The organism is Bradyrhizobium sp. USDA 4502 (assembly GCF_054063355.1).
In genome coordinates, this window is the sequence record NZ_JBSSGF010000001.1 from 5,394,232 (window position 1) to 5,421,063 (window position 26,832).

General features: G+C 65.7%; 25 protein-coding genes and 1 pseudogene. 7 read left to right on the forward strand and 19 right to left on the reverse strand.

Annotated elements, in window-relative coordinates:
* Positions 1-169: 169 nt before the first annotated feature.
* Positions 170-571, forward strand: coding sequence for a PaaI family thioesterase (locus ACVW1B_RS25140; protein WP_310881896.1), 402 nt, complete (start codon positions 170-172; stop codon positions 569-571).
* An 11-nt stretch (positions 572-582) separates the two neighbouring features.
* On the opposite strand, the gene ACVW1B_RS25145 is transcribed toward ACVW1B_RS25140, so the two are convergent.
* The 9 genes and pseudogenes from ACVW1B_RS25145 to ACVW1B_RS25185 all read right to left on the reverse strand — a co-directional run bounded on the left by ACVW1B_RS25145 (position 583) and on the right by ACVW1B_RS25185 (position 8,772).
* Positions 583-1,278, reverse strand: a complete 696-nt coding sequence (locus ACVW1B_RS25145; RefSeq protein ID WP_456822356.1) for a class I SAM-dependent methyltransferase — start codon at positions 1,276-1,278, stop codon at positions 583-585.
* Between the two features lie 7 nt (positions 1,279-1,285).
* Positions 1,286-1,780, reverse strand: coding sequence for a hypothetical protein (locus ACVW1B_RS25150; protein ID WP_057015167.1), 495 nt, complete (start codon positions 1,778-1,780; stop codon positions 1,286-1,288).
* A gap of 47 nt (positions 1,781-1,827) precedes the next feature.
* The gene (locus ACVW1B_RS25155; protein WP_456822357.1) at positions 1,828-2,685 is read right to left on the reverse strand and encodes a hypothetical protein; all 858 of its coding nucleotides are present in this window, start codon (positions 2,683-2,685) and stop codon (positions 1,828-1,830) included.
* A 16-nt stretch (positions 2,686-2,701) separates the two neighbouring features.
* Positions 2,702-4,957, reverse strand: a complete 2,256-nt coding sequence (locus ACVW1B_RS25160) for an ATP-binding protein (RefSeq protein ID WP_456823066.1) — start codon at positions 4,955-4,957, stop codon at positions 2,702-2,704.
* A gap of 21 nt (positions 4,958-4,978) precedes the next feature.
* Positions 4,979-5,056: pseudogene (locus tag ACVW1B_RS25165) on the reverse strand (hypothetical protein); the annotation flags it as partial.
* Between the two features lie 80 nt (positions 5,057-5,136).
* Positions 5,137-6,429 carry an NAD(P)/FAD-dependent oxidoreductase gene (locus ACVW1B_RS25170; protein ID WP_456822358.1) on the reverse strand — a complete coding sequence of 431 codons (1,293 nt, stop codon included), beginning with the start codon at positions 6,427-6,429 and terminating at the stop codon, positions 5,137-5,139.
* A 14-nt stretch (positions 6,430-6,443) separates the two neighbouring features.
* Entirely contained in the window at positions 6,444-7,175 is a 732-nt protein-coding gene (locus tag ACVW1B_RS25175; protein ID WP_456822359.1) for an amino acid ABC transporter ATP-binding protein, read from the reverse strand.
* The gene (locus ACVW1B_RS25180) at positions 7,172-7,825 is read right to left on the reverse strand and encodes an amino acid ABC transporter permease (RefSeq protein ID WP_057015170.1); all 654 of its coding nucleotides are present in this window, start codon (positions 7,823-7,825) and stop codon (positions 7,172-7,174) included. The genes ACVW1B_RS25175 and ACVW1B_RS25180 overlap by 4 nt, the downstream gene beginning before the upstream one ends.
* A gap of 179 nt (positions 7,826-8,004) precedes the next feature.
* Positions 8,005-8,772, reverse strand: a complete 768-nt coding sequence (locus ACVW1B_RS25185; protein WP_456792728.1) for an ABC transporter substrate-binding protein — start codon at positions 8,770-8,772, stop codon at positions 8,005-8,007.
* Between the two features lie 182 nt (positions 8,773-8,954).
* On the opposite strand from ACVW1B_RS25185, the gene ACVW1B_RS25190 reads away from it, so the two are divergent.
* A complete protein-coding gene (locus ACVW1B_RS25190) occupies positions 8,955-9,602 on the forward strand; it encodes a cupin domain-containing protein (RefSeq protein ID WP_456822360.1) in 648 nt (215 codons plus the stop codon).
* Positions 9,603-9,821: 219 nt separating this feature from the next.
* On the opposite strand, the gene ACVW1B_RS25195 is transcribed toward ACVW1B_RS25190, so the two are convergent.
* Genes ACVW1B_RS25195 through ACVW1B_RS25205 form a run of 3 tightly spaced genes read right to left on the reverse strand, consistent with a single transcriptional unit; the run spans position 9,822 to position 13,633 of the window.
* Entirely contained in the window at positions 9,822-12,089 is a 2,268-nt protein-coding gene (locus tag ACVW1B_RS25195; RefSeq protein ID WP_456822361.1) for a xanthine dehydrogenase family protein molybdopterin-binding subunit, read from the reverse strand.
* 3 nt (positions 12,090-12,092) lie between these two features.
* Positions 12,093-13,139, reverse strand: a complete 1,047-nt coding sequence (locus tag ACVW1B_RS25200) for an FAD binding domain-containing protein (protein ID WP_456822362.1) — start codon at positions 13,137-13,139, stop codon at positions 12,093-12,095.
* On the reverse strand, positions 13,136-13,633 hold the full coding sequence (locus tag ACVW1B_RS25205; RefSeq protein WP_057015174.1) for a (2Fe-2S)-binding protein: 498 nt from the start codon (positions 13,631-13,633) through the stop codon (positions 13,136-13,138). Before ACVW1B_RS25205 ends, ACVW1B_RS25200 begins: the two co-directional genes overlap by 4 nt.
* A 152-nt stretch (positions 13,634-13,785) precedes the next feature.
* On the opposite strand from ACVW1B_RS25205, the gene ACVW1B_RS25210 reads away from it, so the two are divergent.
* Complete coding sequence (locus ACVW1B_RS25210; protein ID WP_456822363.1) at positions 13,786-14,418, forward strand: TetR/AcrR family transcriptional regulator; 633 nt, start codon at positions 13,786-13,788, stop codon at positions 14,416-14,418.
* Between the two features lie 119 nt (positions 14,419-14,537).
* Here ACVW1B_RS25210 and ACVW1B_RS25215 read toward each other — a convergent pair whose 3' ends face one another.
* The 4 genes from ACVW1B_RS25215 to ACVW1B_RS25230 form a co-directional block, all read right to left on the reverse strand.
* Positions 14,538-15,137 carry a hypothetical protein gene (locus ACVW1B_RS25215; RefSeq protein WP_253625707.1) on the reverse strand — a complete coding sequence of 200 codons (600 nt, stop codon included), beginning with the start codon at positions 15,135-15,137 and terminating at the stop codon, positions 14,538-14,540.
* A gap of 52 nt (positions 15,138-15,189) precedes the next feature.
* The gene (locus tag ACVW1B_RS25220) at positions 15,190-15,378 is read right to left on the reverse strand and encodes a hypothetical protein (RefSeq protein ID WP_253607316.1); all 189 of its coding nucleotides are present in this window, start codon (positions 15,376-15,378) and stop codon (positions 15,190-15,192) included.
* Between the two features lie 36 nt (positions 15,379-15,414).
* Positions 15,415-15,858, reverse strand: a complete 444-nt coding sequence (locus ACVW1B_RS25225; RefSeq protein WP_253607315.1) for a hypothetical protein — start codon at positions 15,856-15,858, stop codon at positions 15,415-15,417.
* Between the two features lie 373 nt (positions 15,859-16,231).
* Positions 16,232-16,585: a hypothetical protein gene (locus ACVW1B_RS25230; RefSeq protein WP_456822364.1), complete on the reverse strand. Its 354-nt coding sequence runs from the start codon at positions 16,583-16,585 to the stop codon at positions 16,232-16,234.
* A gap of 146 nt (positions 16,586-16,731) precedes the next feature.
* Here ACVW1B_RS25230 and ACVW1B_RS25235 point away from each other — a divergent pair, with 146 nt between their 5' ends.
* Entirely contained in the window at positions 16,732-16,935 is a 204-nt protein-coding gene (locus tag ACVW1B_RS25235) for a hypothetical protein (RefSeq protein WP_016844551.1), read from the forward strand.
* Between the two features lie 384 nt (positions 16,936-17,319).
* Positions 17,320-20,451, forward strand: a complete 3,132-nt coding sequence (locus ACVW1B_RS25240; RefSeq protein ID WP_456822365.1) for a multidrug efflux RND transporter permease subunit — start codon at positions 17,320-17,322, stop codon at positions 20,449-20,451.
* A gap of 261 nt (positions 20,452-20,712) precedes the next feature.
* On the opposite strand, the gene ACVW1B_RS25245 is transcribed toward ACVW1B_RS25240, so the two are convergent.
* Together ACVW1B_RS25245 and ACVW1B_RS25250 are read right to left on the reverse strand one after the other, a co-directional pair.
* The gene (locus tag ACVW1B_RS25245; RefSeq protein ID WP_456822366.1) at positions 20,713-21,978 is read right to left on the reverse strand and encodes a D-amino acid dehydrogenase; all 1,266 of its coding nucleotides are present in this window, start codon (positions 21,976-21,978) and stop codon (positions 20,713-20,715) included.
* 106 nt (positions 21,979-22,084) lie between these two features.
* The gene (locus ACVW1B_RS25250) at positions 22,085-23,413 is read right to left on the reverse strand and encodes an aspartate aminotransferase family protein (RefSeq protein WP_035631725.1); all 1,329 of its coding nucleotides are present in this window, start codon (positions 23,411-23,413) and stop codon (positions 22,085-22,087) included.
* Positions 23,414-23,573: 160 nt separating this feature from the next.
* Here ACVW1B_RS25250 and ACVW1B_RS25255 point away from each other — a divergent pair, with 160 nt between their 5' ends.
* Together ACVW1B_RS25255 and ACVW1B_RS25260 are read left to right on the forward strand one after the other, a co-directional pair.
* Positions 23,574-24,122, forward strand: coding sequence for a cupin domain-containing protein (locus ACVW1B_RS25255; protein WP_018273259.1), 549 nt, complete (start codon positions 23,574-23,576; stop codon positions 24,120-24,122).
* Positions 24,123-24,189: 67 nt separating this feature from the next.
* Positions 24,190-25,722, forward strand: a complete 1,533-nt coding sequence (locus ACVW1B_RS25260) for a lysozyme inhibitor LprI family protein (RefSeq protein WP_456822367.1) — start codon at positions 24,190-24,192, stop codon at positions 25,720-25,722.
* 299 nt (positions 25,723-26,021) lie between these two features.
* On the opposite strand, the gene ACVW1B_RS25265 is transcribed toward ACVW1B_RS25260, so the two are convergent.
* Complete coding sequence (locus ACVW1B_RS25265; protein ID WP_456822368.1) at positions 26,022-26,774, reverse strand: Crp/Fnr family transcriptional regulator; 753 nt, start codon at positions 26,772-26,774, stop codon at positions 26,022-26,024.
* Positions 26,775-26,832 lie beyond the last annotated feature (58 nt).

Genomic DNA, 26,832 nt, shown 5'->3' on the forward strand with positions numbered 1-26,832 from the left:
CGGGACGACAGTGAATGTGTTGCACGACCTGTGAGTCACACGCTCGCATTCTCGCGACACGATCTGCAAAAGGTCGGGCCACTCAGTGATTTGCCGCCTTTCGCCACCCGCGCCCGCGGACATTGCATGAGCCAGACGCTCTGATACATTTAGACCGACAACAATTGCGGTGACCGGCTTGAGTGAAGCAAGCGCAGACGTGCCGCCCGGCGCGCAACTTCTTGGACGCGAGTGGCTGGGCTTCGACGGTGAAATCGCCACAGTCCGTTTCGAGGCGCAACCCTTGTTCACCAACCGCCATGGAACGATCCAGGGCGGTTTCCTTGCCGCGATGCTGGATTCAGCCACCGGCCTCGGCGCCCTCGCCGCGCTGCCCGCAACGCGGACCGTCGTGACGAGGACCCTCACCACGCGGTTTCTCAAACCGGCGCGCATCGGCCCGATCACGGCCAAGGCGAAGGTCATCTCGCAGACCGACCGCGACATGATCGTCGAAGCCGATCTGATCGACGCCGACGATGTGACGGTCGCCAGCGCCACCGCCGAGCTGCGGATTCTGGACAAGCGATAGTCCGCACCCGATCAGCAATCCCTACATCGCGCCAGCAGGGTGACTTCGTTCAGTCCGTAGCCGTCGATGGTCTCGACGGTGCAACCAAGCTCGCGTTCGCAATAATCGATCCACGGCTCGGGGCTGGTGCAATAGAGCTGCACCGGCGACGCATCGTCGGCCGCCGTGCCGTCCGCCTCCCCGGTGACGAAGTTGACGCTGAAGCCGCGCAGGCTGGCGCGGCGCAGGTCGGCCAGCATCCCGGCGACAAATGCCTCCCAGGATCGGCGGCAGCCGCCGACATCGACATTCATGATGCCGCTCGCGACCGAATAGGTCGCGCGACGCAGGCTGCCCTTGCCGACCTTGAAGCGGCGCCCCGGCGCCGAGAAACGGCGGCGCGCGCGGCTGATCATGGCGAGCGACAGGTCGATCCCGAGATAGTCGATCTCCGCTTGCGGATGGCGCCTTGCGAGATAGGCGCACAGCGCGCCGTATCCGCAACCGATGTCGTTCAGGCTGAACGGTGCGGAGAAGTCGCAGAGCTTCAGCAACTGGACGAAGCGCAGGTCCTGGGTGGCCTGGCAGGACCAGTCCACTCCGCGCGGGGTGGCGCCGTATTTGGCGATCCGCGCGCTGTAGTAGGATTCGACATCGGCATAGAGGTCGGAGAACCGCGCCCGGTCGCCTTCGGCGCCGACACCTGCGGTCTCCGCTGCGATGCTCACGTCTTGCTCATTTCTTGGCTTTAGCCCGCCGCTGCTTCGCCATCGCGGCAAGCTCCTTGCGGGCGACCTGGCTTGGCTTGGTCGGGATCGACAGAACCCGATACGACTGGGTCGAGTAGATCAGCGGCGTATGGCCATCGGCTGCAAACGTCACCTTCGGATTTTCCTTCATGGCATGAACGCTAACCAGCACCGGCAGATACGGACCCTGCGTGAGCGCCTGTCGGAACGCCTGGACCACCCGCTTGTATCCGCTCACATTGGGCTGATCGGAAGGATAGTCCTTCAGCGTGCCGAGGAAAGTATACCAGCGCTTCCGCTCGACCCGGTCGGCCGGCTCGATCCCGATCAGCCGGAACGACTGTTCGAGGGGATGATTGGGAGAGAAGATGTCGAACTCCTTTTGCAGCTCCACCATCTCCATGATCCCGCCGGGACCAAACCGCTTGTTCAGCAGATCAAGGACATCGCGCGTCGTATCGTCTTGAATCATCCGTCCCATTAAAACCCCCTCAGTACCTTGTTTCCAGAAATGAAAAATCGTCGCGTCTAGCGTCGCTCAAGATGCAATCGAAGCTGATCGAGTTGTGGTGTGAAATAGACTGCCCCCGAGACATCGAGCAGATTCTGAGCGCCGCCGACAATCTCGTCAAGCTCCTCATGTGACGTGCTGCCCAAGGCGCAAATGATCAGGCCGCGCAGCACGGTCGCGTGCAACTCGGCGACGCGATCGGTCCTTCGCCGCGCGACCGTCAGCGCCTCGTCCACCGCTTGCAGGGCCGCATGGTGGTCGGCGGCGCGATAGAGCGCCTCGGCCAGATCCGCCAGCATGCGCGCCTCGAATTCGAGGCCGGCTCGCGCAGAGCGCGCAAAGTCGATCGCTTCCTGAAGCTGGGCGGCGGCAACCTTGAAATCGCCCGCGGCGCCGCTGGCGAGGCCGGCGCTGGCGAGCGCCGCGACCCGCAGATAGGGCGTGCCGGACTGCTCGGCCAGTTCGGCGATCCTCGCCGCATGCGGCTTGGCCAGTTCCGGCCGGCCGCGGCTCCAGCCCATCTCCACCATCGCAAAATGCGGAATGAACTGCACGACGGCGGCGAAGCGCTCCGGCTCGGCCCGCAGCACCTCGGCGATCCGCCGTTCGGCTTCATCGAACCGGCCGAGCCGCACCAGAATTCTGGTGCCGAGACACCTGATCCAGTGCTCGACGTCGAAGCCGAGAATCTGGTTCGGGTTGAGGCCGAGTGTGACGTTGTTGTGAAAACCGCCCTGCTCGGCAATCGCGGCAACCGCCACCTGCCCGGCGTCGAGCGCCTCGGCAAGACGACCCGACAGGAAGAACGCCTGGCTCAGCATCGCATTGACCGTCGCAAACCGTCCGACGTCCCCGGTGCCGGAGGTGAGCTTCAAGGCGTCCTGCACGAGATTAACATAATCGTCGGCGGCCGCGGTCCGCGGCCAGGATCCTGCCGTAGGCGCCGAGCAGGATCGGCTCGTGCACCGGGTCCGCCGCGCGTGCGTATTTGATCGCCTCTTCGGCGTAGGGCTTGACCTCTTCGGCGGACATCCCCTCACGCCAGCCGAAGTTGAGGATCTGGCCGCTCGACATCGCCCGCAGCCGGTCGACATATTCGGACTGGGGCTGGTCCTGCAGCAGGGCGCGAACCTTTTTCCAGCTTTTCATTGCCTCGGCGGAGTTGGTCTTGCCGATCCAGCGCGCCGCACGCTGCAAATGGGTGACCGCCTCCAGCGGCTGGCCCGCGGCCTCGTAGTGATAGGCGAGCAGCCCGGCAAACTCGTCGAGCTTGCCCCAGTCGAAGCCCTCGATGGCCTTGGCGACAGTCGCATGCAGCGTGGTCAGCCGCGACCGCAACTGGGTTGCGTAGGCGACCTCCTGGATCAACGGATGGCGAAACGCCAGCAGTCCCTTGTCGTAGGGCGGCAGGTCGTACAGCAGCTCGGCCTGGCGCAGCTGCGCGATGGCGTTCTGCAAATCGTCGTTCGGCAACGCCGCGACCGGACGCAGCACCGACATCGCGACCAGCCGGCCGATCACGGCCGCCGTCTCGAGCACCTGCTTGGCGATATCCTCGAGGTGATCGATGCGGGCGGCCACGACGGCCTGCACCGTCGCGGGCAGCGGCACCGCATCGACGCCATGCTTGAGCCGGTAGTTGCCGCGTTCGCCCTCGACATTGCCGCGCTCCACGACGGTGTTGGCAAGCTCCTCGATGAAGAACGGATTGCCCTGCGCGCGTTCAATGACGTTGCTGCTCAGCGAGGCGAGCGAGGGATGCCTGCCGAAATGCTCGCGGAGCAGCTCGTTCGAATCGGACCACGGCAGCGGCGGGATTGCGATCTGACGGTAGTGCGACCGCTGCATGAAAGGTGCCGTGAAGCCCGGCCTGAAATTGACCACCAGCAACGTCGCGGTGCCGACGATGGCATCGACCAGCGTCTCGACGAACTCTTCGCTCGCGGCATCGATCCAGTGCAGGTCCTCGATCATGACAACCGCCGGCGTGTCGCTGGGGCGCGCATGCACCAAGGTTCGAACGAGATCGAGCAGTTGCAGCCGCAGCGCGCGCGGATCGAGCTTCGGGGCCGGATACGCCGGATCAGCCAATCCGAGGAATTCGAGCAGCACCAGCAGTTCCTGCTCCGATGCGGCCATCTCGGCGAAGCGGTCGATGACGCGACGTCGGGACGTCTCGATCGGCTCCTTGGCGCGGATGCCGAAGATGTCGCGCAACAGCTCGAGCACGGGCTGGAACGGTGTTGCGCGGCCATGCGCCAGCACGCGGGCCTCATAGACGCGAATGCCCTTGCGGCGGCAGTTTTCGGCGAACTCGAAGCAGAGCCGGCTCTTGCCGATGCCGGCGTCGCCGACCATGCCGACGACCCGGCCGTCGCCGCCAACTGCACGCGACAGCTCATGCTCCAACGCCGCCATCTGCTCGGTCCGGTTGACCATCGAGGTCAGGCGGCGGCCGCTGCGGAAAACGTCGCTGGCGGGCGCGCTGAGCAGCCCGGTCAGCCGAAAGACCTCCACCGGCATGGAGATGCCGCGAATGGTCTGCATGCCGAGCGGCGTGACCTCGACGAATTGCCTGGCGCCGAGATAGGTGTCCCGCGTGATGAGGATGGCGCCCTCATCCGCCATCTGCTCCATCCGGTTGGCGATATGGACGTTGGCGCCGGCGGCGTCGTAGGTCTGATAGATTGTGTTTTCCACCGTTTGAACGACGACTTCGCCGGTGTGCAGCCCGACCCGGATCTGCATGCCGGGATCGGCGAGCCTGGCCACCGAATCCTGCATGGCGAGCGCGGCGAGACAGCCGCGGACCGCATGATCTTCATGCGGGCGCGGCGGCGCGCCGAACAGCGCCATGACGCCGTCACCCTGGATCTTGTTGACGATGCCGTCGTAGCGGTGGACGGCTTCCTTCATCAGGTCGAGCACCGGCTCGAGGCGCCGCATCCCGAGTTCGGGATCGCCGAGGCTGTCGATCAGATTGGTCGAGTTGCGGATATCGGCAAACAGCAGAGTGAGGTTCTTGCGTTCGCCGCCCTTGGTGCTGAGCGAACGGAGCAGCCGCTGCGATGGCGCGTCGGGACGGACGCTGCCCGCGGCGAGCGCGGTCCCGCAGCGGCCGCAGAAGCGGCTGGAGGGCCCATTCACATGCTGACAGGAGTCACATTTGAGGCCTAATGGCGCACCGCAATCTTCACAATAATCGTTGCCAGCCCGGTTTGCGCGGCCGCATCGCTCGCACTGCATGAACAGCCTTCCAGTAAAGACTGCGAATATATCCGACGCGCGAGATTAGCCCAGCACATTCTGTAATTGTGTTAAATGCCTCACACACCGAGGTAGTCCCGCACCCGGCCGGTCAGCACGGCCGTGGTGACGCCGACCCGCCAGAAGGCGTGCATCGGGATCGGTTTGATACCGGTCACGGGCATGTCGATCTCGGCCTTGGGGCCGCCGATCAGCCGGCGCGCCAGCTGTGCGCCCATCGCGGTCGAGAGCGCGACGCCGCGGCCGTTACAGCCGAGCGAGATCAGCAAATTCTCCGCGGGCTCATGGACATGCGGGTAGTGATCGGCGGTGATGGCAAGGCGGCTGTTCCAGCCGTGGGTCCAGCTGACGCCCTTGAGCTGCGGCCATAGCCGCTCGGCGTAACGGATCAGATAGGCGACGTCGGTCGGCTTGCTGATCCAGCGCATCGGGCCGCGGCCGCCCATCAAGAGCCTATTGTGCTGGTCGATGCGGTAATAGACCGTGATGTGGCCGCTTTCGTAGAGCACCGGCCGGGTCGGCATGATCGCGCGCGCGATCGCCTCGGACAGCGGCGCGGTCGCCGCGATCGACGAGAACACCGGCACGATGCTGCGGCGAAGCGCCGGCCAGAGATCGTCGGTAAAGCCGTTGGTCGCGAGCAGCACCTTGTCGGCGAGCACGACCGCGCGCGGCGTCTCGATCCGCCAGCGGCCGCCGTCGCGGCGCAGCCGCAGCGCCGGGGTCTCGCCATGGACGGCGACGCCGGCCCCGATCGCGGCGCGCGCAAGGCCCCGCGCATAGCTCAGCGGATGCAAATCGCCGCCGCGCGCATCCAGCATGGCGCAGAGGTAACGGTCGCTGCCGGTCATCTGGCGCATCTCGGCGGCGTCGAGCAGCTTTACCGGCATGCCGCGCCGGATGCATTGCTTTGCCGTGGTCTCGATCGCCGCTGCGCTGGCTTCGTTGTAGGCGGCGCGCAGCGTGCCGTTCTGCCTGGCCTCGCAGGGGATCTGGTAGCGGCGGATCAAGTCATGCGTGAAGTTGGTGGTGCCGTAGGAGAATTCGATCATGCGGCGGCCGAGATCGGCGCCGAAATCCTGCTCGATCTGATCCGGGTCGTGTTTCAGTCCCGGATTGGTCTGCCCGCCATTGTTGCCCGAGGCGCCCCAGCCCGGCTCCTGCGCTTCGAGCACGGTCGCCAGCACGCCCTGCTCGGCGAGGTGCAGCGCGGTCGACAGGCCGGTGAAGCCGCCGCCGATGATCGCGACCGGTACGCTCTTGTCCGCTGTGAGCTGAGGCGTCGGCGTCGCCTGCACCGCGGTGTCGGCATAGAGGCTCGGTGGCAGCTTCAGGCGAATAGGCGCGTTCATTGCAGGTGACCTGATCACAGCGGATGCAGCACGCGGCGGAGGAAATCCTGGGTGCGCGGGTGCTGGGGTTGATTGAGGACGGATTTGGCGGCGCCCTGCTCGACGATGACACCGCCGTCGATGAACAGCACGCGGTCGGCGACGTCGCGGGCAAAGCCCACTTCGTGGGTGACGACGACCATGGTCATGCCGTCGTCGGCGAGCTTGCGCATCACCGACAGCACCTCGCCGACCAGCTCCGGATCGAGCGCGGAGGTCGGCTCGTCGAACAGGATCGCCTTCGGCTGCATCGCCAGCGCCCGCGCGATCGCGACGCGCTGCTGCTGGCCGCCGGAGAGTTTTGGCGGATGCACCTCCGCCTTGTCGGCGAGCCCGACCTGCGCGAGCAGCGCGCGGCCGCGGGCGATCGCCTGCTCGCGCGGCTCCTTCTTCACATAAAGCGGCCCCTCGATGACGTTCTCGAGCGCGGTGCGATGCGGGAACAGGTTGAAGCGCTGGAACACCATCGAGACCTGGGTGCGGATCGCCACGATCGAGCGGTCTTTGCTGTCGATGCGCGCACCCTCGACGCTGATCTCGCCGCGATCGTAGCTCTCGAGCCCGTTGATGCAGCGCAGGATGGTCGACTTGCCGGAGCCGGACGGGCCGATGATGCAGACCACCTCGCTCTTCGCGACGGAGGCGGTGATGCCCTTCAGCACCTCGACCTTGCCAAAACTCTTGTGGACGTCGCGGAGCTCGATCATTTGCGGTTCGCCTTGTTCTCGAAGTGCCGAACCAGCAGGATGAGCGGGATGCTCATGGTGAGGTACATCAGCGCCACCAGTGTGAACACGCTGGTGTTCTTGAAGGTCGAGGATGCGATCAGCTTGCCCTGCAGCGCCAGCTCGGCGACCGTGATGGTGGACGCCTGCGAGGAATCCTTCAGCATCATGATCATGATGTTGCCGTAGGGTGGCAGGATGATCCGAACCGCCTGCGGCAGCACCACGCGGCGCATGGTGAGCCACCAGCCCATTCCGATGGTCTGCGCTGCCTCGATCTGCCCCTTGTCGATCGCCTCAATACCGGCGCGGAAATTTTCCGCCTGATAGGCCGAATAGGCGATGCCGAGCCCGATGATCGCGGCCTGCAGCGCCGACAGCGCGATGCCGAAATCGGGCATCACGAAATAGATGTAGAACAGCAGCACGATGATCGGGATGCCGCGGATCACGTTGATCAACGAGGCGCTGAGGCCGACCAGGACGCCGATCCCGGACACCCGCATCAAGGCCCACACCAGCCCGAGCACGGTCGAAAGGACGAGCGAGCCGACGGTGACGACGATGGTCAGCCAGACACCCTGCAGCAGGATCGGCACGAACTCGACGGCGTCATGGAAGAATTTTTGCATCGGCTAAATTTATCCCGTCCCGACACACGCTCGAATATTGTTCCCGTCACCCTGAGGAGCGCGTAGCGCGTCTCGAAGGGTCGACGGCCACCAGCCGGGCCGTGCATCCTTCGAGACGCGGCGAAGACGCCGCTCCTCAGGATGACGGGTCACCTAAAGGCCCCTCGACGCAATGGCTTTCACGACCCGCCGGCCTTCTGGCCCCACTTTTCCAGGATCTTTGCGATCGTGCCGTTGGCCTTCAGCTTGGCCAGCGAGGCGTTGATCTTCGCGAGCAGCTCCGTGTCGCTCTTGCGGACGCCGATCGCGACCGTGCCGACGGTGACTGGCTTGTAACCGTCGACCAGCCGAACGTCGGCGAAATTGCCCTGCTGCAGATTGTAAGCGAGGATCGGATAATCGGCGAAGCCGGCCTTGAGACGGCCGGCATTGACGTCGCGCAGGATGTCGGGAATCGTATCGTAGACCTTGACCTCGCTGAACAGCCCGGTCTTCTTCAGCGCATCGACGAAGGCCGTGCCGACCTGGGCGCCGACCACGGTGCCCTTCAGATCCTCCTGCGAGGCATAGGCCTTGGTGTCGGCCTTCGGCACCACCAAACCTTCACCATACGTGTAGACCGGCTCGGAGAAGTCGATCACCTCCTTGCGCGCGGCGGTGGCGAACATCGCGGCGGCAATGATGTCGATCTTGTTCGCGGTCAGCGAAGGGATCAGCGCCGAGAACTGCATCGGCTCGATCTGCACGGTAAAGCCGGCATCCTTGCCGATCTCGGTGGCGAGATCGACCATGATACCCTGGATCGAATTGGTCTTGGTGTCGAGGAAGGTGAAGGGAATGCCGGTCGGGGTCGAGCCGACCTTCAGCACCTGCTGCGCCCCTGACGGCGCGCTCAAGGCAAGGGCAAGCGCCGCCACCGCGGCCTGGACGAGACGCTGAAACGACATCGCAACACCTCCCGAAGCTGGCCTTGGCGCCGCATCGCCCGCGCGTTTCGGGCTTTTGGTTGCGGTCGACGCCGTTCCGGCCTATTTTCACCAATATGAAATTGTGGTCACGAAACCGCGGCCAATGCAAGCGGTTTTCATGCACATGAAGGAAGCGGACTGACGTGAGCGGCGGCAAGAGAATGCGTAAAGGCGCGGCAGCGAAGCCCGCAACGGCACGCCGCGCGGCCAGGAAACCGGCCGGCAAGCCGGCGGAGCCGGCGATGGATCTCGCGGTCGGACGCCGCATCCGCGACCTGCGCCGCAGCAAGGAAATGTCGCTGGAGGTGGTCGCCGCGCGCACCGATTTGTCGATCGGCTTCATCAGCCAGATCGAGCGCGGCCTGTCGTCGCCCTCGCTGCGCGTGCTGGCGACATTGGCCGACGTACTCGGCGTCGGCATCGCCGCGCTGTTCGGCGCGACGCCCAGGGATGACGGCGCCGGCGGCATCGTGACCCGCGAGGTGCAGCGCGCCGAGCTGAAGCTGTGGCGCACGGGAATTTCAAAGCAGCTGCTGAGCCCGGCCGGCAGCGAGAGCCGGCTCAACCTGTTCCTGGTGCATCTCGAGCCCGGCGGCAACACCGGCGACGAGTTCTATACCCATGACGGCGAAGAGGCCGGCCTCGTGCTCCAGGGCGAGATGACGCTGACGGTGGACACGGAGACCTGGACTCTGAAGCAAGGCGACAGCTTCAGATTCGCGAGCCGGAGGCCGCACCGGTTCTCCAATCCCGCGCGCGATGCGAAGGCCGTGGTGCTGTGGGTGAATTGCGTGACGGCGGCGGGGTGACGGCCCATCTCCCTCCGCCGTCGTCCCGGCGAAAACCATCCAGCGTCGTCCCGGCCTAGTGCGCAATTGCGCACGGGGGCCGGGACCCATTACCACGAATATGAGTGATTGCACGACGCTGGGGCCGCAGCCTTCTTAAACAACACGACCCTGTGGTTATGGGTCCCGGCTTTCGCCGGGACGACGATGATGGTTACACCGTGATCCTATCGAGCCGCATCACCTCAACCCCGTCACCACTTCCTCGATCTTGATCGGGAAATTCCGCACGCGGATGCCGGTGGCGTGGAAGACGGCGTTGGCAACGGCGCCGGCGCTGCCGGTGATGCCGATCTCGCCGACGCCCTTGATGCCGAGCGGGTTCACATGGGGATCGTGCTCGTCGACCGTGATCACCTCCATCGGCGGCACGTCGGCATTCACGGGCACATGATACTCGGCAAGGTTGGCATTCAGGATGCGGCCGGACCGCTTGTCCATCACCGCCTCCTCGTGCAGCGCGAAGGAAAGGCCCCAGATCATGCCGCCGCGCAGCTGGCTCTGCACCATCAACGGATTGATGATGCGCCCTGCGGCGAACGCGCCGACCAGCCGCGTGGCGCGGATCTGGCCGAGCTCCGGATCAACCTTCACCTCGGCAAAGACAGCGCCATGCGCGTGCATCGCATATTGCGATTGCGCCGCCGGATCGGCCGCACCCGTGCCGGAGGCCTCGACCTCGGCAACGCCGGCGCGCGCCAGGATCTCGGCGTAGCTTTCGCTGCGCGCATCATCGTCGCGGCGATGGAGCCGCCCGGCCCGCGCCACCACGCCGGCATTGCCGGCGCCGAACAGCGGCGAGCGCTCATCGGAGGTCGCAAGCTCGGCGAGTTTTGCGATCACCGCCGCACCGGCATTGTGGATCGCGGCACCGACCGTTGCGGTGTGCGCGGAGCCGCCGGCGATGCCGGCATCCGGCAGGTCCGACGTGCCCGACAGGAACGAGATCTGCTCGAGATCAAGCGCCAGCGCATCGGCCGAGATTTGCGTGAGCGCGGTCCAGGCGCCCTGCCCCATGTCATGCGCGCCGCTCTCCATCACGCCGCGTCCGTCGGCGCGGATCACGGCCCGGGCATTGCCCTGGAACATCAGCGCCGGGAATGTCGCGGTGCCCATGCCCCATCCGACCAGAAAGCCGTTCTCGTCACGCATCTGCCTTGGCTGCAGCGGACGCCCCGCCCAGCCGAAACGTTCGGCCGCCTTGGCGTAGCACTGCCGCAGCGCTTTGGAGGAAAACGGCTTGCCGGTGGTCGGCTCGACCTCGGCATAGTTCTTCAGCCGGAATTCCAGGGGATCGATGCCGCAGGCGAACGCCGCCTCGTCGACCGCGCTTTCCAGCGCGATCGATCCGGTGGCCTCGCCCGGCGCGCGCATGAACAGCGGCGTGCCGGTGTCGACGCGCACCGCCTCATGCGCGGTGCGGATCGCCGGGCTGGCATAGAGCGTGTGCGAGGCGTCCGCCGCAGGCTCGTAGAAATCGTCGAAGCTCGACGTCGTGACGCGCGCCTCGTGATCGAGTGCGGTCAGCAGGCCGTTGTCACCAGTGCCGATCCGGATGCGCTGGCGGGTCTGCGGACGATGGCCGACCGGGCCGTACATCTGGCTCCGCCGCAGCACCAGCTTGACCGGACGTCCGACCAGTTTCGCCGCCATGACGCCGAGCACCTGCGGCCCGGAGACCAGGCCCTTGGAGCCGAAGCCGCCGCCGAGGAACGGGCTGTTGATGTGGATGTTGCCGGGCGGAACGCCGAACAGGCCGCCGATCCGCATCTGCGCCATCGCCATGCCCTGGCTCGGCGTGTCGAGGAACAGGCGGTCGCCGTCCCACACCGCGACGATCGCGTGCGGCTCCATCGCGTTGTGATACTGCGCCGGCGTCTCGTAAGTTGCGTCGATCCGCTTCGATGCCGCGGCAAGGCCAGCATCGATATCGCCGTGCCGGACTTCGGCTGGATTACCGATGCCGACCACCGGCGGCGCGTAGGCTTCGCCGGCGTCGAGACCGACACGCGCGATCTCGACCTGATAGCGCGGCGACAGCAGCGCGGCGCCTTCGGTGGCGGCCTCCAGCGTCTCGGCGATCACGACCGCGATCGCCTGGTTGGCGTAGCGCACCTCGTCGCTCTGCAACAGCTCCATGCGGAAGGCGAACGGATTGCCCTTGGCATCCGGGTCCTCCGCGAGCTCCGGCTTGTGCGCCGGCGTCATCACGTCGATGACGCCGGGGTGGCGCTTGGCGGCAGCGACGTCGAGCGCGGTGACGCGGCCGCGCGCGATGCAGCTGGTCGCGATCACGGCATAGACCATGCCGGGCGGATGATTGTCGGCGGCATAGCGGGCCTTGCCGGTCACCTTCAGCGTGCCGTCGGTGCGGGTCAGCGGCTGGCCGATATTCGAGCCGTGCCTGAGATGGGCGGGGTCGCGGGTCAGATTGAGTTCAGCCGTCATGCGTTACGCTCCTGCAACGGATGAGAAGGGAGAGCCCGGCAGCGCGGGAATGCGATCCGGCGTGCCTGCAGCAGCAAGGGTGAGCGCGCGCACGACGATGCGCTGCGCGAGCTCGATCTTGAAGGCGTTGTCGCCGGACGGTTTTGCGCCCGCGAGCGCGGCGCGCGCCGCCTCGCGATAGGTCGCCGCATCCGGCGCGGCGCCCGCGAGCACCTGCTCGGCCTCGCGCGCTCGCCACGGCTTTGCCGCGACGCCGCCGAGCGCCAGCCGCGCCTCGTGGATCTTTGCATCCTCGATGCGCAAGCCGGCCGCGGCCGAGACCACCGCGAACGCGTAGGACGTGCGCTCGCGCACCTTGATGTAGCGGGCATGCCCGGAGAAGCCTTGCGCTTCGGCCGGCAGCCGCAGCGCGACGATCAGGTCGCCGCGCTCCAGCGCGGTCTCGCGCTCCGGCGTCTCGCCCGGCAGACGGTGCAGCGCCTCGAGCGGCAGCTCGCGCCGGCCGGTCTTGCCCTCGATCTCGACGACGGCGTCGAACGCGACCAGCGGCACGCAGAAATCCGACGGATGGGTTGCGATGCAGCCCTCGCTCCAGCCGAGCACCGCGTGCAGGCGGTTCTCGCCCTTCAGCGCGTCGCAGCCGGCGCCCGGCCAGCGCCGGTTGCAGGCGCTGCCGGCGTCGTAGAAATAGGCGCAGCGCGTTCGCTGCATCAGGTTGCCGCCGACGGTCGCGGCATTGCGCAGCTGGGCGGACGCGCCCGACAGCAACGCCTCGGCGACCGCCGGATAGTCGCGCGCAAACTCCGCGTCATGCGCGAGATCGGCATTGCGCACCAGCGCGCCGATCCGCAAGCCGCCGTCGGCCAGATGCTCAATGCGGTCGAGCCCCGGCAGACGCGTGACGTCGACGAGAAGGCTCGGCCGGCTGACGCCGCCCTTCATCAGGTCGAGCAGATTGGTGCCGGAGGCGAGATAGCTCGCGCCCTTCTCGGATGCCGCCGCGATCGCGTCCGCGACGCTGGCCGGCCTGACATAATCGAAGTTCATCATGCGGAGCGCCTCTGCTTGGTCGCGTTGATGTCGGCCTGCGCCTCGAGCACGGCCTCGGTGATTCCTTGATAGGCCCCGCAGCGGCACAGATTGCCGCTCATGCATTCCCGCACGCGCTCCGGATCATCGCCGGCCTGGCCTTCCTGGATCAGGCCGATGCCGCTCATGATCTGGCCCGGCGTGCAGAAGCCGCACTGGAAGCCGTCATGGGCGATGAAGGCGGCCTGCACCGGATGCAGCTGGTCGCCGCGCGCGACGCCTTCGATGGTTGTGATCTCGGCGCCGTCATGGCTGACGGCAAGCGCGAGGCAGGAATTGATGCGGCGACCGTCGACCAGGACGGTGCACGCGCCGCACTGGCCGCGGTCGCATCCCTTCTTGGTACCGGTGAGGTCGAGGCGCTCGCGCAGCAGGTCGAGCAGGGTAACGCGGGGGTCGTCGAGGGCAATTTCCCGGCGGACACCGTTGATGGTGAGGCTGAGTGGGAGATTCATGCAAGGCTCCGATCCGTGTATGGTCGGGTTGAATCGAGGCAACGGAAACCCGTGGCCGCCGATGCAGGATCGGCGCGCCTTGTCAGGTCCGGTGCTGGTCGCCATATACGGAGGCGTCCTCCGTTTACAAGGGAGGGTGAAAAGAAAAAGCGATGGCCGGTCGATCACCAAAAATTGCACGCAAGCCCCGCGCCGACGCCGTGCGCAATCGCGAGCGCGTGCTGGAAGCGGCCAAGGCCGTGTTCTCGGCCGGCGGCAGCGAGGCGAGTCTCGAGGCGGTGGCGCGCCATGCCGGCGTCGGCATCGGCACGCTCTATCGCCACTTCCCAACGCGCGAAGCGCTCTATGAGGCGGTCTACCGCCGCGAGGTCGAGCAGCTCGGCGATCTGGCCGAGCAACTGCAATGCGCGCCCGAGCCGGTCGAGGCGCTGCGGCGCTGGCTGCGCGCTAACGTGGAATTCGTCGCCACCAAGAAGGGCATGGTCGCAGCACTGGCGCTGGTCGCTCACGGCTCGACCGAGCTGCACGCCTATTCGTTCGACCGCCTGACCAAAGCGATCGGCACCCTGCTCGCGCGCGCGGTCGCGGCCGGTGCGATCCGTGGCGACATCAGCGCCGAGGACGTGCTGCGGGCGCTGATCGGCATGTGCTACATGCACGACCAGCCCGGCTGGCAGACCACTGCGCTCCGGCTGCTGGACGTATTCGTGGACGGCTTGCGGGTGCAGCCGGTCGGCACAACGGCAAAGCCTGCGAAGAAAGCCAACCCAAAGCCGTCGCGCTGACCTTACCCATCGTAGCCCGCATGAGAGCAGCGACATGCGGGACCGACTGCCCCGGATGTCGCGGAGCCTGTCATCGGCGGGCCATCGCGCGACCCGTTGGCTCAACGGGCTATGCTTGTTCAGGCCTCCATGTTGAAGAGGATGCCGAGCGGCAGCCGGGGTCCTGCCGGATTGACATGAAGCACCGCATCGATGGTGCGCGCGGCGGGGGATGACGGCTTCATCCAGTCAAGATGACCGGCGAGCCAGGATCGCGGTTCCGCAGCCAGCACGATCGCCGCCCCCCAGTCATCCAGCGGATTGTCGCGGGCCAGCGCCTGCTCGCGGCCGGGAATGGTTGTGCCGGCGGCGCCCATCAGATGATGCAGCACCGCCTTAGCAAGCAGGTCGTCGAAACGTCCGTCATCGACCCGTTCGCTCCCGACCGCATCGATCGCGAACAGCGCGTCGGCTTCGGCGCGACTGACCGAATGTCCGGCGCGACCGGCGGCACAGAGGATACGCGCACATAGCGCGGCATCGGCGGCGTCGATCGTTCGCGAGAAATGCGCCCGGCCGGCCACCGTGGGTCCCTCGCCCGCGATGATGTCGCAATACACCAGCGCGAGCGCCGCGGCGCTGCGGGCCGCAGCGTCGGACGTTGACCTCGCGATTTCGGCAACAAGATCCTCCGCGCCGCGAGGCGCATGCGGGGGCAGCTCAAACTCATGGGCACGCATCGATCGCTCTGCTGTTGATTGCCGCCCGCCCCACGATGGCGGCGGCCACCGCTCAAGGACGTCCGGTGCGTGGCCGCAGCCACCGCATGATGATTTCATGCGGTGTTCGACGGCTGCTGCGCGGCAGGTCGTGCCGCTGCAGCGCCGCCGTTGCAAAGGCGGCCGCCTGCTCGCTGGATTGCCGTTTCTCGCGCGCCAGCAACATCCATTCGCGGATCACGGCGCGTCGCACCTTGGACATGGTGATTTCCCCTCGCGATAAGCCGCGTTCAGCGCGTCAGGCCGCAAGCTGCAGCGGATGGGCTTGCGACCTCCGTGCCGACAGCGCGCAGCCGTACTGATGCACGATGCCCTGCTCGACGACGAAGCCGCGCCGCTCCAGCGACGCCCGCAGGCTTTGGTTGGCCGAGGGCTTCTGGGCATCGACCCACACGACCAGCACCGCACGGGCGCTAAGGACATTCGTCAACCAGTCCAGCGCCGGCTCGAGCGAGAGAAGCGTGCGCCGCCGCCAATCGACCAGCGCAACGTCGTACTGACCGGCGGGGCGGCCGCAATTGCCCGACGCCGCCGCGCGCGCGTAGCCGCGCCGCTGCAGCTCGAACATCAATTCCATGCTCCTCGTGCCGGCCACGACGATGCGCTGTTGCGTCGTGCAGCCGGCAAGCGCGATCATCGGCTCGATGATCCGGTCGCCGATAGCAATCTGAAGCGAAGACATGACATCACCTTTCGGTTCGCTGCCGCGCTCGCGGCCGAACCTCAACGGTCTGGCCTGCACGCGAGAGCGTCTGCGTCGGGCTCAATATCTTCAGGGCGGGATATGAATTCGAGAGCGCCGCGGGCTCTACGGCATATGAGCCGCATAGGCCCGCGCCGGATGCGATGGCTGCGGTCGCTGAGCACGGTGGCCGCGCAAGTGTGCTAAAGTGCACAGACGATCAGGTTGGCATTCGGTTAGATCGTCGCATTGCCAAGCCTGGTACATACATATCTGTTCATATTCGCGATCCAGCCCGGCCATCGCGCCGGGCTCTTTCGTCGCCGAACGCGACCGTAATGAAAAACCCCGCGCTGAGGCGAGGCTTTCGCGATCATCGCGGATTGGTCCGCGTTCCGCTGTTGTTGCCGGGAAGGTTTGAGGTCCCGGTCCCGGTCGCGGAATTGTTGTTTGGGTCGGTCCAGTAGTTCGGCGTCGAGGTGCCTGGGTTGTTCATGTTCCCGGTCGTGCTGCCGGGCGGATTGCTCATTCCCGAGCCGGTTCCCATCCCGGTGGTGCCGCCGGTGCCGGTTCCTGTGCCGGAGCTTCCGGTCCCCGCGGCTGCACTCGCACCGCCGGCCGATCCGCCACCGGCGCCGCCCCCACCGCCGCCGCCACCCTGCGCGAAGGCGAGCGATGTCGACAGCATCACGGCCGCAGCCAATCCGATCGTTGCCAGTTTCTTCATGTGAGGTCCTTTCCTGGTTCGACCGGAAGCAACGTGGACCGCAAGGCGCACGTTCCTGCACGGCGGGACACACATCCGGCGCGGGCTCGCGAGGAACATGATGCTGGCTGTCCTGTTGAGCGGAATAGCGTTCCCGGAGGTGCGCGATGAAGACGCTTCAAATGCAGCACGAGATCACGGCCGAGCTGGAAAGACGATCCGGTGTCACTGGCCTGAAGCTGATCCGGCTCAAGGGCTATACGCCGAGCTGGGATCTCGGCGGCACCCGCGAGACCGCCCTGGACGAGGCGAAGGAAAAAGAACTTCGCGACATCGTGACCAGGATGCAGGACGAGTTCGACATCGCCTAGGACCACTGCACGAGCAAGTTACACCGGACAAGCGGCGCCTGAACAATCATGACGCCCCCTCGTGGCGTCGAGCCAACCGCGCGCGCAATAATATGTCGTCCCACGATATATTCTGCGCCAGCGACATTTTTGACGCTTCCCAAACGGCGATAACGGCACGCGAATTCCGGCCATTGAACGAACGTCGAATGTGCGATCCGACGTTTCCATTCGCGCGGCATGCCCCGGAATGATTATGCTGGCAAAAAACAGGTAGACGCGGAGGCAGCTCCGCGATCTGCCGATTGGCCATGGCGAGGAAAACGCGCGTTCGCGCTCGAGCTTTCGAGGACGACTCCCGACCTTCGGGAAAAGATGCGCCTGCCGTTCATTTGGATCGCAGAAATGAACGAGAGCATCTCATCTCGGTTTATCCGCTACCCGATCGGCACCTCGCTGCTGATGGCCGGCATTCTGTTCGTCGGAATGGTCGCCTATCCCCTGTTGCCGGTCGCGCCGCTGCCGCAAGTCGACTTTCCGACCATCCAGATCTCCGCAAGCCTGCCCGGCGCCAGCCCGGAAACCATGGCCTCCTCGGTTGCGCAGCCGCTGGAGCGGCAATTCGCGCAGATTCCGGGCATTGCCCAGATGACCTCGACGAGTTCGCTCGGGTCGACCGCAGTCACCATTCAGTTCGATCTGAACCGCAGCATCGACGGCGCCGCCAATGACATCCAGGCGGCGATCAATGCCGCAGGTGGCCAGTTGCCCAAGAACCTGCCGACGCCGCCGACCTATCGCAAGGTCAACCCGGCGGACTCGCCGATCCTGCTGCTGTCGGCGACCTCGGACACCCTGCCCCTCATCACCGTGAGCGACGCAGTCGACGCCCAGCTCGGGCAGCAGATCAGTCAGATCTCGGGCGTCGCCCAGGTGTTCATCGGCGGGCAGCAGAAGCCTTCGATCCGCGTGCAGATCGATCCCGCCAAGCTGGTCGCCAAGGGGCTCTCGCTGGAAGATATCCGCGGCCAGATCGCGATCACGACGGTCGACAGTCCGAAGGGCAACATCGACGGCACGAGCCGTGCCTACACGATCTACGCCAACGATCAGTTGCTGGATGCCAAGGATTGGAATGACGTGATCATCGCCTACCGCAACGGCGGCCCGTTGCGGATTCGCGACATCGGCCAGGCCGTCGCCGGGTCGGAGGACATGAAGCGGGTCGCCTGGGCGGACGGCAAACGCGGCGTGTTCCTCGTCATCTTCAAGCAACCCGGCGCCAACGTCATCGGAACGGTCGACAGGATCAAGGAGCAGCTTCCAAGGCTCGTCGCCGCGATTCCGCCCGCCATCAAGATCAAGATCATCAGCGACCGGACATTGACGATCCGCGCCGCGGTCGAGGACGTGCAGATCACGCTGCTCATCACCATCGTTCTGGTCGTCATGGTGATCTTCCTGTTCCTGCGCAGCTTCTGGGCGACGGTGATTCCCGCCGTGACCGTGCCGCTCGCGCTGCTCGGCGCCTGCGCGCTGATGTGGGTGTTCGGCTACACGCTCGACAACCTTTCGCTGATGGCACTGACGATCGCCGTCGGCTTCGTGGTCGACGATGCCATCGTGATGCTGGAAAACATCACGCGATACGTCGAGCAGGGCGCGCGGCCGCTCGCCGCGGCATTGCAGGGCGCCGGCGAGATCGGGTTTACCATCCTGTCCATCAGTATCTCGTTGATCGCGGTGCTGATCCCGCTGCTGCTGATGGGTGGCGTGATCGGCCGACTGTTCCGCGAATTCGCGGTGACCCTGGCGATGGCGATCTTCGTCTCCCTGGTGGTGTCGCTGACGCTGACGCCGATGATGGCATCGCGCTTCCTGCGCGCGCATGGCGAAACCAGGCACGGCCGGCTCTACCAATGGAGCGAGGCGGCATTCGACAGGATGCTGCATGCCTATGAGCGAGGGCTTGATCGGGCGCTGAGCTGGAGCCGGACCACGCTCTGCATCTTCTTCGCGACGGTCGCACTGTCGGTCTATCTGTTCCTGATCATTCCGAAGGGATTCTTCCCGCAACAGGACAATGGCTTCCTGAACGCGGTGTCGGAGATGGCCCAGGATATCTCTTTCGCCGACATGGAGCGGCACCAGGAAGAACTCAGCAGGATCGTTCGGGCCGATCCCGCGGTGGAGAGCATGGCCGAGTTCATCGGCGGCGGCGGCACCGCGCTCAATTCGGGTCGCATGTACATCACGCTGAAGCCGCGCGAGGAGCGCGACGCGAATGCGCAGCAGATCATCGCGCGGCTGCGGCCGAAGCTCGAGGCGGTCGAGGGAGCACGTCTCTACATGCAGGCGTCCCAGGACGTCCGGCTGGGCGGCCGCGCCACGCGGACGCAGTTCGAATACACGCTGCAGGATGCAAAGCTCGACGAGCTGAACGAATGGGCGCCGAAGATTCTGGCCAGGATGAAGACGCTGCCGGAACTGCGCGACGTCGCCACCGACCAGCAGACCGAGGGAACGACGCTGACGCTGACCATCGATCGCGACACCGCGTCGCGCTTCGGTATCCAGCCGCAATTGATCGACGACACGCTGTACGACGCGTTCGGCCAGCGCCAGGTGACCCAATACTTCACCCAGCTCAACAGCTATCACGTCATCCTGGAGATCCTCCCCGAATTGCAGGGCAAGCTCGACACGCTCAACAGGCTCTACATCAAGTCGCCGACCACGGGGGACGAGGTGCCGCTCTCCGTGTTCTGCAAGTGGACCACTATTCCGGTGCGCCCGCTCGCGATCGCGCACCAGGGACAGTTTCCTGCGACCACGATCAGCTTCAACCTCGCGCAAGGGGTGGCGCTCGGCCAGGCCACCGATGCCATCCAGAACGCCGTCGCCGATCTCGGTGCTCCAGCCACGCTCAGCTCGAGTTTCCAGGGCACCGCGCAGGCTTTCCAGCAGTCACTGAGCTCGGTGCCGCTGCTGATCCTGGCCGCGCTGGTCGTGGTCTACCTGATCCTCGGCGTGCTCTATGAGAGCTACATTCATCCGCTCACGATCCTGTCCACGCTGCCATCGGCCGGGGTCGGCGCGCTGGCGATCCTGATGGCGTTCGGATTCGATTTCAGCCTGATCGCGCTGATCGGCATCATCCTCCTGATCGGAATCGTGAAGAAGAACGGCATCATGATGGTCGACTTCGCGATTGCCGCCGAACGGGAGGAGCATCTGTCGCCGCATGAATCGATCCGGAAAGCGGCCCTGCTGCGCTTCCGCCCGATCATGATGACGACGATGGCGGCGCTGCTCGGCGGCGTCCCGCTGATGCTGGGCACCGGAACGGGATCGGAAATCCGCCAGCCGCTCGGCTATGCGATGGTCGGTGGCCTGATCGTGAGCCAGGCGCTCACGCTTTTCACGACGCCGGTCGTGTATCTCTATCTCGACCGATTCTCGAATGCGCTGTCGAGCTGGACGGCAACGAAGAAAGACGACGATGCCGAACCGCCCGTGAAGAACGCCGCCGAATAGTGCGTGACGAGATTGGGGCAAAATCGCAGCCGCGACGGTGCTGCGCTCCCTCTCCCCGTTCTTACGGGGAGAGGGTTGGGGTGAGGGGCCGTCTCAGCGTATTCGGCGACCGCCGCGTTTGCGGAGATTCCCCCTCACCCGGAACGCATCTAACGATGCGTTCCGACCTCTCCCCGCGCGCGGGGCGAGGTGAAGCGGAGCCCGTTGCACGATTCAAAATAAACTCATCTTGCGCCAGCAGCTCGCGTACGGCGATGCGGCCTACCCGAACCTGACATCGTAGCGCTTGATCGACAGCTCTTTGGTGTCGATCTCGGGCTTCTTCCCCGAGAGCATGTCGGCCAGCACGCGGCCCGAGCCGCAGGCCATGGTCCAGCCGAGCGTGCCATGACCGGTGTTGAGGTGCAGATTGGCAAAGCGCGTGGCGCCGATCACCGGCGGGCCGTCCGGCGTCATCGGGCGCAGCCCGCACCAGAAGGTGGCCCTGGCAAGGTCGCCGCCGCGCGGAAACAGGTCGGTCAGCGAATGATCCAGCGTCGCGCGCCGCGCGTCGTAGAGTTTGGTCGAATAGCCCGAGATCTCGGCGGTGCCGCCGACCCGAATGCGATCGCCGAGCCGAGTGATCGCGACCTTGTAGCTCTCGTCCATCACGGTCGATTCAGGCGCGCCGGACGCGTCCTTGATCGGAACGGTGATCGAATAGCCCTTGACCGGATAGACCGGCAGCGAGATGCCGAGCGGCCGCAGCAGAATTGGCGAATAGCTGCCGAGCGCCAGCACATAGGCATCCGCCGTCATCATTCCGGCGCTGGTCGCGACGCCGGTGATCCGGGTGGTGTCCGCATTCAGTCCGTCGATGCCGACATTGAAGTTGAAGCGCACGCCGAGCTTCTCGGCTTCCAGCGCCAGGGCCTGCGTGAACATGTGGCAGTCGCCGGTCTCGTCATGCGGCAGCCGCAGCCCGCCGGCGAACTTTTCCTTCACGCCGGCCAGCGCGGGCTCGGCGGCGATGCAGCCCTCGCGGCCGAGCACCTCGAACGGCACGCCGTACTGCTTCAGCACCGCGATGTCGTCGCCGGTGTGATCGAGCTGCGCCTGCTCGCGAAACAGCTGCAGCGTGCCGCGCGCACGCTCGTCATAGCGGATGCCGATCTCGCTGCGCAGCGCCTGCAGGCAGTCGCGGCTGTATTCCGCGATCGGGATCATCCGGCTCTTGTTCACCGCGTACCGCGACGTGGTGCAGTTGCGCAGCATCTTCAAAAGCCACAGCCACATCACGGGATCGAGCTTGGGGCGGATCACCAGCGGGCCGTGCTTCATCAACAGCCACTTCACCGCCTTGACCGGCACGCCAGGGCCGGCCCAGGGCGACGAGTAGCCCGGCGACACTTCGCCGGCATTGGCAAAGGAGGTTTCCAGCGCGGGCTTCGGCTGACGGTCGATCACCGTCACCTCGTGGCCGGCGCGCGCAAGGTAATAGGCAGAGGTGACGCCGATCACGCCACTGCCGAGAACAAGGACCTTCACTTTTCCTCACATCCTGCAGCGAAAACGCAATCGCCGCTGCGAAACCACTCTGCTTCGCAACGGCGACAGCAATTTGTAGAGCCAGCTAAAATCTAGCTAGCAATTATCAGGCCACGCGCTTGATGGAGTCGCCGAGGATCGAGACGATGTCGTCGATGTGCGACTTCTCGACGATCAAGGGCGGCGACAACGCCAGCGAGTCGCCGCTCATGCGGAAGTAGAGGCCGCGGTTGAAGCAATCGACCATGATGTCGTAGCCGCGCGCGCCGACGACACCATCGCGCGGCGCGACTTCGACCGCACCCATCAGGCCCTGGTTGCGGATGTCGACCACGTTCGGCAGGCCCTTCAGCGAATGCAGGGCATCGCGCCAGTAGTCGGCGAGCGAGGCGCCGCGGGTCAGCAGAGCTTCGTCCTTGTAGATGTCGAGCGTGGCAAGACCCGCAGCGCAGGCCACCGGATGCGCCGAATAGGTGTAGCCGTGGAACAGCTCCATGGCGTTGTCCGGACCAACCATCAGCCCGTCGTGGATCTGGCGGCTGGTGAACACCGCGCCGCACGGCACGGTGCCGTTGGTGATACCCTTCGCGGTCGTCATCATGTCGGGCGTCACGCCGTAGAAGTTGGCGGCGAACGGGGTGCCGAGGCGGCCGAAGCCGGTGATGACCTCGTCGAAGATCAGCAGGATGCCGTGCTTGGTGCAGAGCTCGCGCAGGCGCTGCAGATAGCCCTTCGGCGCCGGCAGCACCGCGGTCGAACCCGGCACCGGCTCGACGATCACCGCCGCGATGGTGTCGGCGCCATGCAGCGCCACCATCCGCTCGACATCGTCGGCGAGCTCGGCGCCGTGCTCCGGCTGATCCTTGGCGAAGGCGTTGCGGGCGAGATCGTGGGTATGACGGATGTGGTCGACGCCGGGCAGATGGGTCGCGAACTGGCGGCGGTTGGCGACCATGCCGCCGACCGACATGCCGCCGAAGCCGACGCCGTGATAGCCCCGCTCGCGGCCGATCAAGCGGGTGCGGCTCGGCTGGCCGGCGGCACGATGATAGGCCAGCGCGATCTTCAGCGCGGTATCGACCGATTCAGAGCCCGAATTGGTGAAGAAGACGCGATCCAGCCCCTTCGGGGCGATCTCGGCGAGCCGCTCGGCGAAATCGAACGCCAGCGGGTGGCCCATGTTGAACGAGGGCGCGAAGTCCAGCGTCGACAACTGCCGCTCGACCGCGGCCGCGATCTGCGGGCGGCCGTGGCCGGCGTTGACGCACCACAGACCGGCGGAGCCGTCGATCACCTGCCGGCCGTCGACCGAGGTGTAGTACATGCCCTTGGCGGAGGAGAACAGCCGCGGCGCCTTCTTGAACTGCCGGTTGGCCGTGAACGGCATCCAAAACGAGTCGGTCTTGATGGTGTTCGGAATCTGATGAACGGTCACGGCGGCGCTCCATTGCTGACTGATGCTAGTCGGACCACTCTTCCAGGCACTCAACAAGTCCTTTTCTGCTGCAGCGCAAGCCATTGATCTTGTTGAGGCGGTCTGCCAAGATTTGTTCGATCCGCAACACCTGCAACAGGAATTTGCCAAGGGGACTGCCATGAGCGTCGACATCGGCGGTCGGCTTCGATTCATCCGCGCGCGGCACAAGCTGTCGCAGCGCGAGCTCGCCAAGCGCTCCGGCGTGACCAATTCGACGATTTCGCTGATCGAATCCAACCAGATGAACCCGTCGGTCGGCGCCCTCAAGCGCATCCTCGACGGGATTCCGATGGGGCTCGCCGAATTCTTCGCGATCGAGCCGGAGCGGCCGCGCAAGGCGTTCTATCGCGCCGACGAGCTGACCGAGATCGGCAAGAAGCCGATCTCCTATCTGCAAATCGGCGACAGCCTGTTCGGCCGGGCGTTGCAAATCCTGAAAGAGCGCTACGAGCCCGGCAGCGACACCGGCCGGGTGCCGCTGGTGCATGAGGGCGAGGAAGGCGGCATCGTGGTCTCGGGCCGGCTCGAGGTCACGGTCGACGACGAGCGGCGGGTGCTCAACGCCGGCGACGCCTATTACTTCGAAAGCCGCCGCCCGCACCGCTTCCGCTGCATCGGCGCCAAGCCGTGCGAAGTGATCTCGGCCTGCACGCCGCCGACATTTTGAACCCGGCGCGCGCGGCGGGCGACCCAAGCCGCAGGGGCCGCATGGCGCGGCCGTGCGGGTGACGTCGATGCCTTGCTCTCCACGGTTTGCGGCCGCCGTCGCGGCCATCGCGGTCCTTGCATCCGGCCCGTCCGTTGCGTTGGACGATGATCTGCGGGCATCAAGCAGCGGGCCGACCGCGATCAGGCTGTGCGGCGATGGCGGCGACGGCACGATCAAGATCGCGGACTGCAGGAAGGCCGGCACCGACAGGCTGGTGACGCAGATCGACAGGGCGTTCGACGTGGCGCTCGGCAGGATGCCGGCGAACGTCAAGCCGCTCTTGAAGCGCGACCAGGCCTGGTTCAACGAGATGATCATCGACGCCGCCGAGGTGCTGGCCGATAGCGACGCGGACGAATTGAAGGAGAGTTTTGCGCAAGCCTTGCGGCGCCGCGCCGCCGCGCTTGAGGGAATGGCATCCGGCCGTCCCGGCTTTGCCGGCAACTGGGTCAATGCCTTCGGCAACGTCACCCTGACGCCGGCCGACGGCGGCGCCTATCGCCTCGCCGCCGATCTGCGCGGCGACTATGGCGGCGACCGCAGGCGAAGCTGCAAGCTCACCGCCGACCTGAAGCCTTCGGGGAGTGGCTGGCTCGCCGGCACCGTGGTGATCAATACGGATACGGCGGCCGACAAGCCGAAAGCCGACGCTGCGGCCGCTGCCGCCAGGCCGCCGTCACTCAAACTCCGCCGCCAGGGCGAGAGCTTGCGGATCGTCGGCACCATCGACGACGAGGAGTGGCACGGCTTCGCCGACTGCTCGTCGATGTGGCAGGTCACCGGCAGCTATTTTGCCGCCGGCAAGGATACGGCATCCGACAGTGCGGACACCGCCTTCGTCGTCCCGACCTTCGACTGCACCAGGCCGGAGACGGCGACCGACGAGGAAATCTGCGCCGACCCTGATCTGGCCGACAACGACCGGCGGCTGAACCGCGCCTGGAAGGCATTGCAGCCGCACCTCGACGAGGCGACGCGGCGCGCGCTGATCGACGACCAGCGCAACTGGGTGAAGAGCCAGGCGCAGCAATATCCGGAATTCCTGCACCCGGCCTGGAACAAGCAGAGCTCCCAGGTTCACTTCACCCTCGATGCCCGCGACCACGTCGACGGATTGCAGCGCGAACGCCTGGCGCTGCTCGAAGGCTTTGACGACAAGCGCAGCGGGCTTGCCGGCATCTGGCTCGCCCATAACGCGATCATCGAGATCACCACCGAGAGCAACGGCGCCGTGAAGGCGACGGGATGGAAGTGGGACCAGGGCGACTGGAAGGCCGGCTGCGACTACGAGATGACGGGCGAGATCGTCGGCGGCACATTCCGCTCCGACGAGCAGCGCAAGAACCCGGACACGCTCGAGCGCGATCACTCCATGCTGATCGTCAACCGGCAGGACGATCTGTTCGCGAAGAAGCGCTACTCGAACAAGGACGGCACCGAGAACAAGGACGCCGACGAAGCGAAATGCAAGCGCCGGCTCGACAACTCCTCGACCGCGCGGCTGTTTCCCGCCCGGCCCTCGGCGGACATCGACAATTTCAAGGGCTCGATCAGATAGAGCGTCTTCAGGCGACGTGGATACCGGTTCGCGTAACGAAAACCCGTCAAGACAACAATCCAGAGACCCGTTCCGATTCAATCAGACCGGAATGGCTCTGATCACACGACAGTATCAAAGATCGCGCGTCTGCCGGTCGCCCCACGCAATAACGGCGGCAATGGCGAACATCGCTGTGACCGCGATCATGACGAGGATGGTGTCGAGAGGCATGGGTCGTCTCCTGCATGTGATGGAGAGACCTAGCGCGCCTGCGCGCGCATCGCCTTGTGCTGGATCAAAAAGCCGACGCCGAAGCGTCAGCTCGCGCCGCTCAGCTTGAGCCGTTCGAGGTCGAGCAGCCGCACGCCATCGGGCACGATCAACACCACCTTCTCGCGCGCAAGGCGGGTCAGCGTGCGGCTCACCGTCTCGATGGTGAGACCGAGATAGTCGGCGATGTCCTGCCGGCTCATCGGCAGCGGCACGGTGACGGACACGCTTCCGATCCGGGCGTATCGCGTCTGCATGTTGAGCAAGAATGCAGCGATCTTTTCCTCGGCACTGCGCCGTCCGAGCAGCAACATCTGGTCCTGCGCCAGGCTCAACTCGTGCCCCGCGAACTCATGCAGGCGGCGCAGCAGATGCGGCTTGCCGTCGACATAGGCGAGGAACGCCGATCGCACGAAACGGCAAACCGCGACGTCGTTAACCGCCTCCGCGGTGACGCCGTAGCGGTCCTGCAGCGCAAGTCCGAGGAAGTCGCCCGGCAGCGCGAAACCCACGATCTGACGGCGGCCGTCGGGCAATGATTTGTAGAGCCGCACGACGCCGTCGGTGACATTGAACACGCTCCCCGCCAGCGCACTCTGCTCGAACAGCGTCGTTCGTGCCGGAACCAGCTTTGCCTGGCTGATCCGGTCGAGCTCCTCGAGCTCGGACGGCTCCAGCGCAGCGCAGACGCTGAACAGCCTGACCTTGCAGTCCTCGCAACCATTCGTGGCGCGGCCGTGCCTGCAGTCGGAACGCGTCGCGCCTGCACAGGAATCCTGCAGTGGCTCGGCAATGCTCATGGCTTCGGGTGTCCGCTTGGTTGGGTGCTTGACACTATCAACCCCGATTTGATCTGGA

Excerpts from the sequence above, each read along its gene's own strand:
- ACVW1B_RS25190 (WP_456822360.1), top strand. The coding sequence starts at position 8,955 with ATGCGTAAAGGCGCGGCAGCGAAGCCCGCAACGGCACGCCGCGCGGCC.
- ACVW1B_RS25235 (WP_016844551.1), top strand. The coding sequence starts at position 16,732 with ATGAAGACGCTTCAAATGCAGCACGAGATCACGGCCGAGCTGGAAAGA.
- ACVW1B_RS25185 (WP_456792728.1), bottom strand. The coding sequence starts at position 8,772 with ATGTCGTTTCAGCGTCTCGTCCAGGCCGCGGTGGCGGCGCTTGCCCTT.
- ACVW1B_RS25200 (WP_456822362.1), bottom strand. The coding sequence starts at position 13,139 with ATGATGAACTTCGATTATGTCAGGCCGGCCAGCGTCGCGGACGCGATC.
- ACVW1B_RS25215 (WP_253625707.1), bottom strand. The coding sequence starts at position 15,137 with ATGCGTGCCCATGAGTTTGAGCTGCCCCCGCATGCGCCTCGCGGCGCG.
- ACVW1B_RS25180 (WP_057015170.1), bottom strand. The coding sequence starts at position 7,825 with ATGCAAAAATTCTTCCATGACGCCGTCGAGTTCGTGCCGATCCTGCTG.
- ACVW1B_RS25175 (WP_456822359.1), bottom strand. The coding sequence starts at position 7,175 with ATGATCGAGCTCCGCGACGTCCACAAGAGTTTTGGCAAGGTCGAGGTG.
- ACVW1B_RS25195 (WP_456822361.1), bottom strand. The coding sequence starts at position 12,089 with ATGACGGCTGAACTCAATCTGACCCGCGACCCCGCCCATCTCAGGCAC.
- ACVW1B_RS25205 (WP_057015174.1), bottom strand. The coding sequence starts at position 13,633 with ATGAATCTCCCACTCAGCCTCACCATCAACGGTGTCCGCCGGGAAATT.
- ACVW1B_RS25210 (WP_456822363.1), top strand. The coding sequence starts at position 13,786 with ATGGCCGGTCGATCACCAAAAATTGCACGCAAGCCCCGCGCCGACGCC.
- ACVW1B_RS25150 (WP_057015167.1), bottom strand. The coding sequence starts at position 1,780 with ATGGGACGGATGATTCAAGACGATACGACGCGCGATGTCCTTGATCTG.
- ACVW1B_RS25225 (WP_253607315.1), bottom strand. The coding sequence starts at position 15,858 with ATGTCTTCGCTTCAGATTGCTATCGGCGACCGGATCATCGAGCCGATG.
- ACVW1B_RS25260 (WP_456822367.1), top strand. The coding sequence starts at position 24,190 with ATGCCTTGCTCTCCACGGTTTGCGGCCGCCGTCGCGGCCATCGCGGTC.
- ACVW1B_RS25220 (WP_253607316.1), bottom strand. The coding sequence starts at position 15,378 with ATGTCCAAGGTGCGACGCGCCGTGATCCGCGAATGGATGTTGCTGGCG.
- ACVW1B_RS25240 (WP_456822365.1), top strand. The coding sequence starts at position 17,320 with ATGAACGAGAGCATCTCATCTCGGTTTATCCGCTACCCGATCGGCACC.
- ACVW1B_RS25255 (WP_018273259.1), top strand. The coding sequence starts at position 23,574 with ATGAGCGTCGACATCGGCGGTCGGCTTCGATTCATCCGCGCGCGGCAC.
- ACVW1B_RS25265 (WP_456822368.1), bottom strand. The coding sequence starts at position 26,774 with ATGAGCATTGCCGAGCCACTGCAGGATTCCTGTGCAGGCGCGACGCGT.
- ACVW1B_RS25170 (WP_456822358.1), bottom strand. The coding sequence starts at position 6,429 with ATGAACGCGCCTATTCGCCTGAAGCTGCCACCGAGCCTCTATGCCGAC.
- ACVW1B_RS25230 (WP_456822364.1), bottom strand. The coding sequence starts at position 16,585 with ATGAAGAAACTGGCAACGATCGGATTGGCTGCGGCCGTGATGCTGTCG.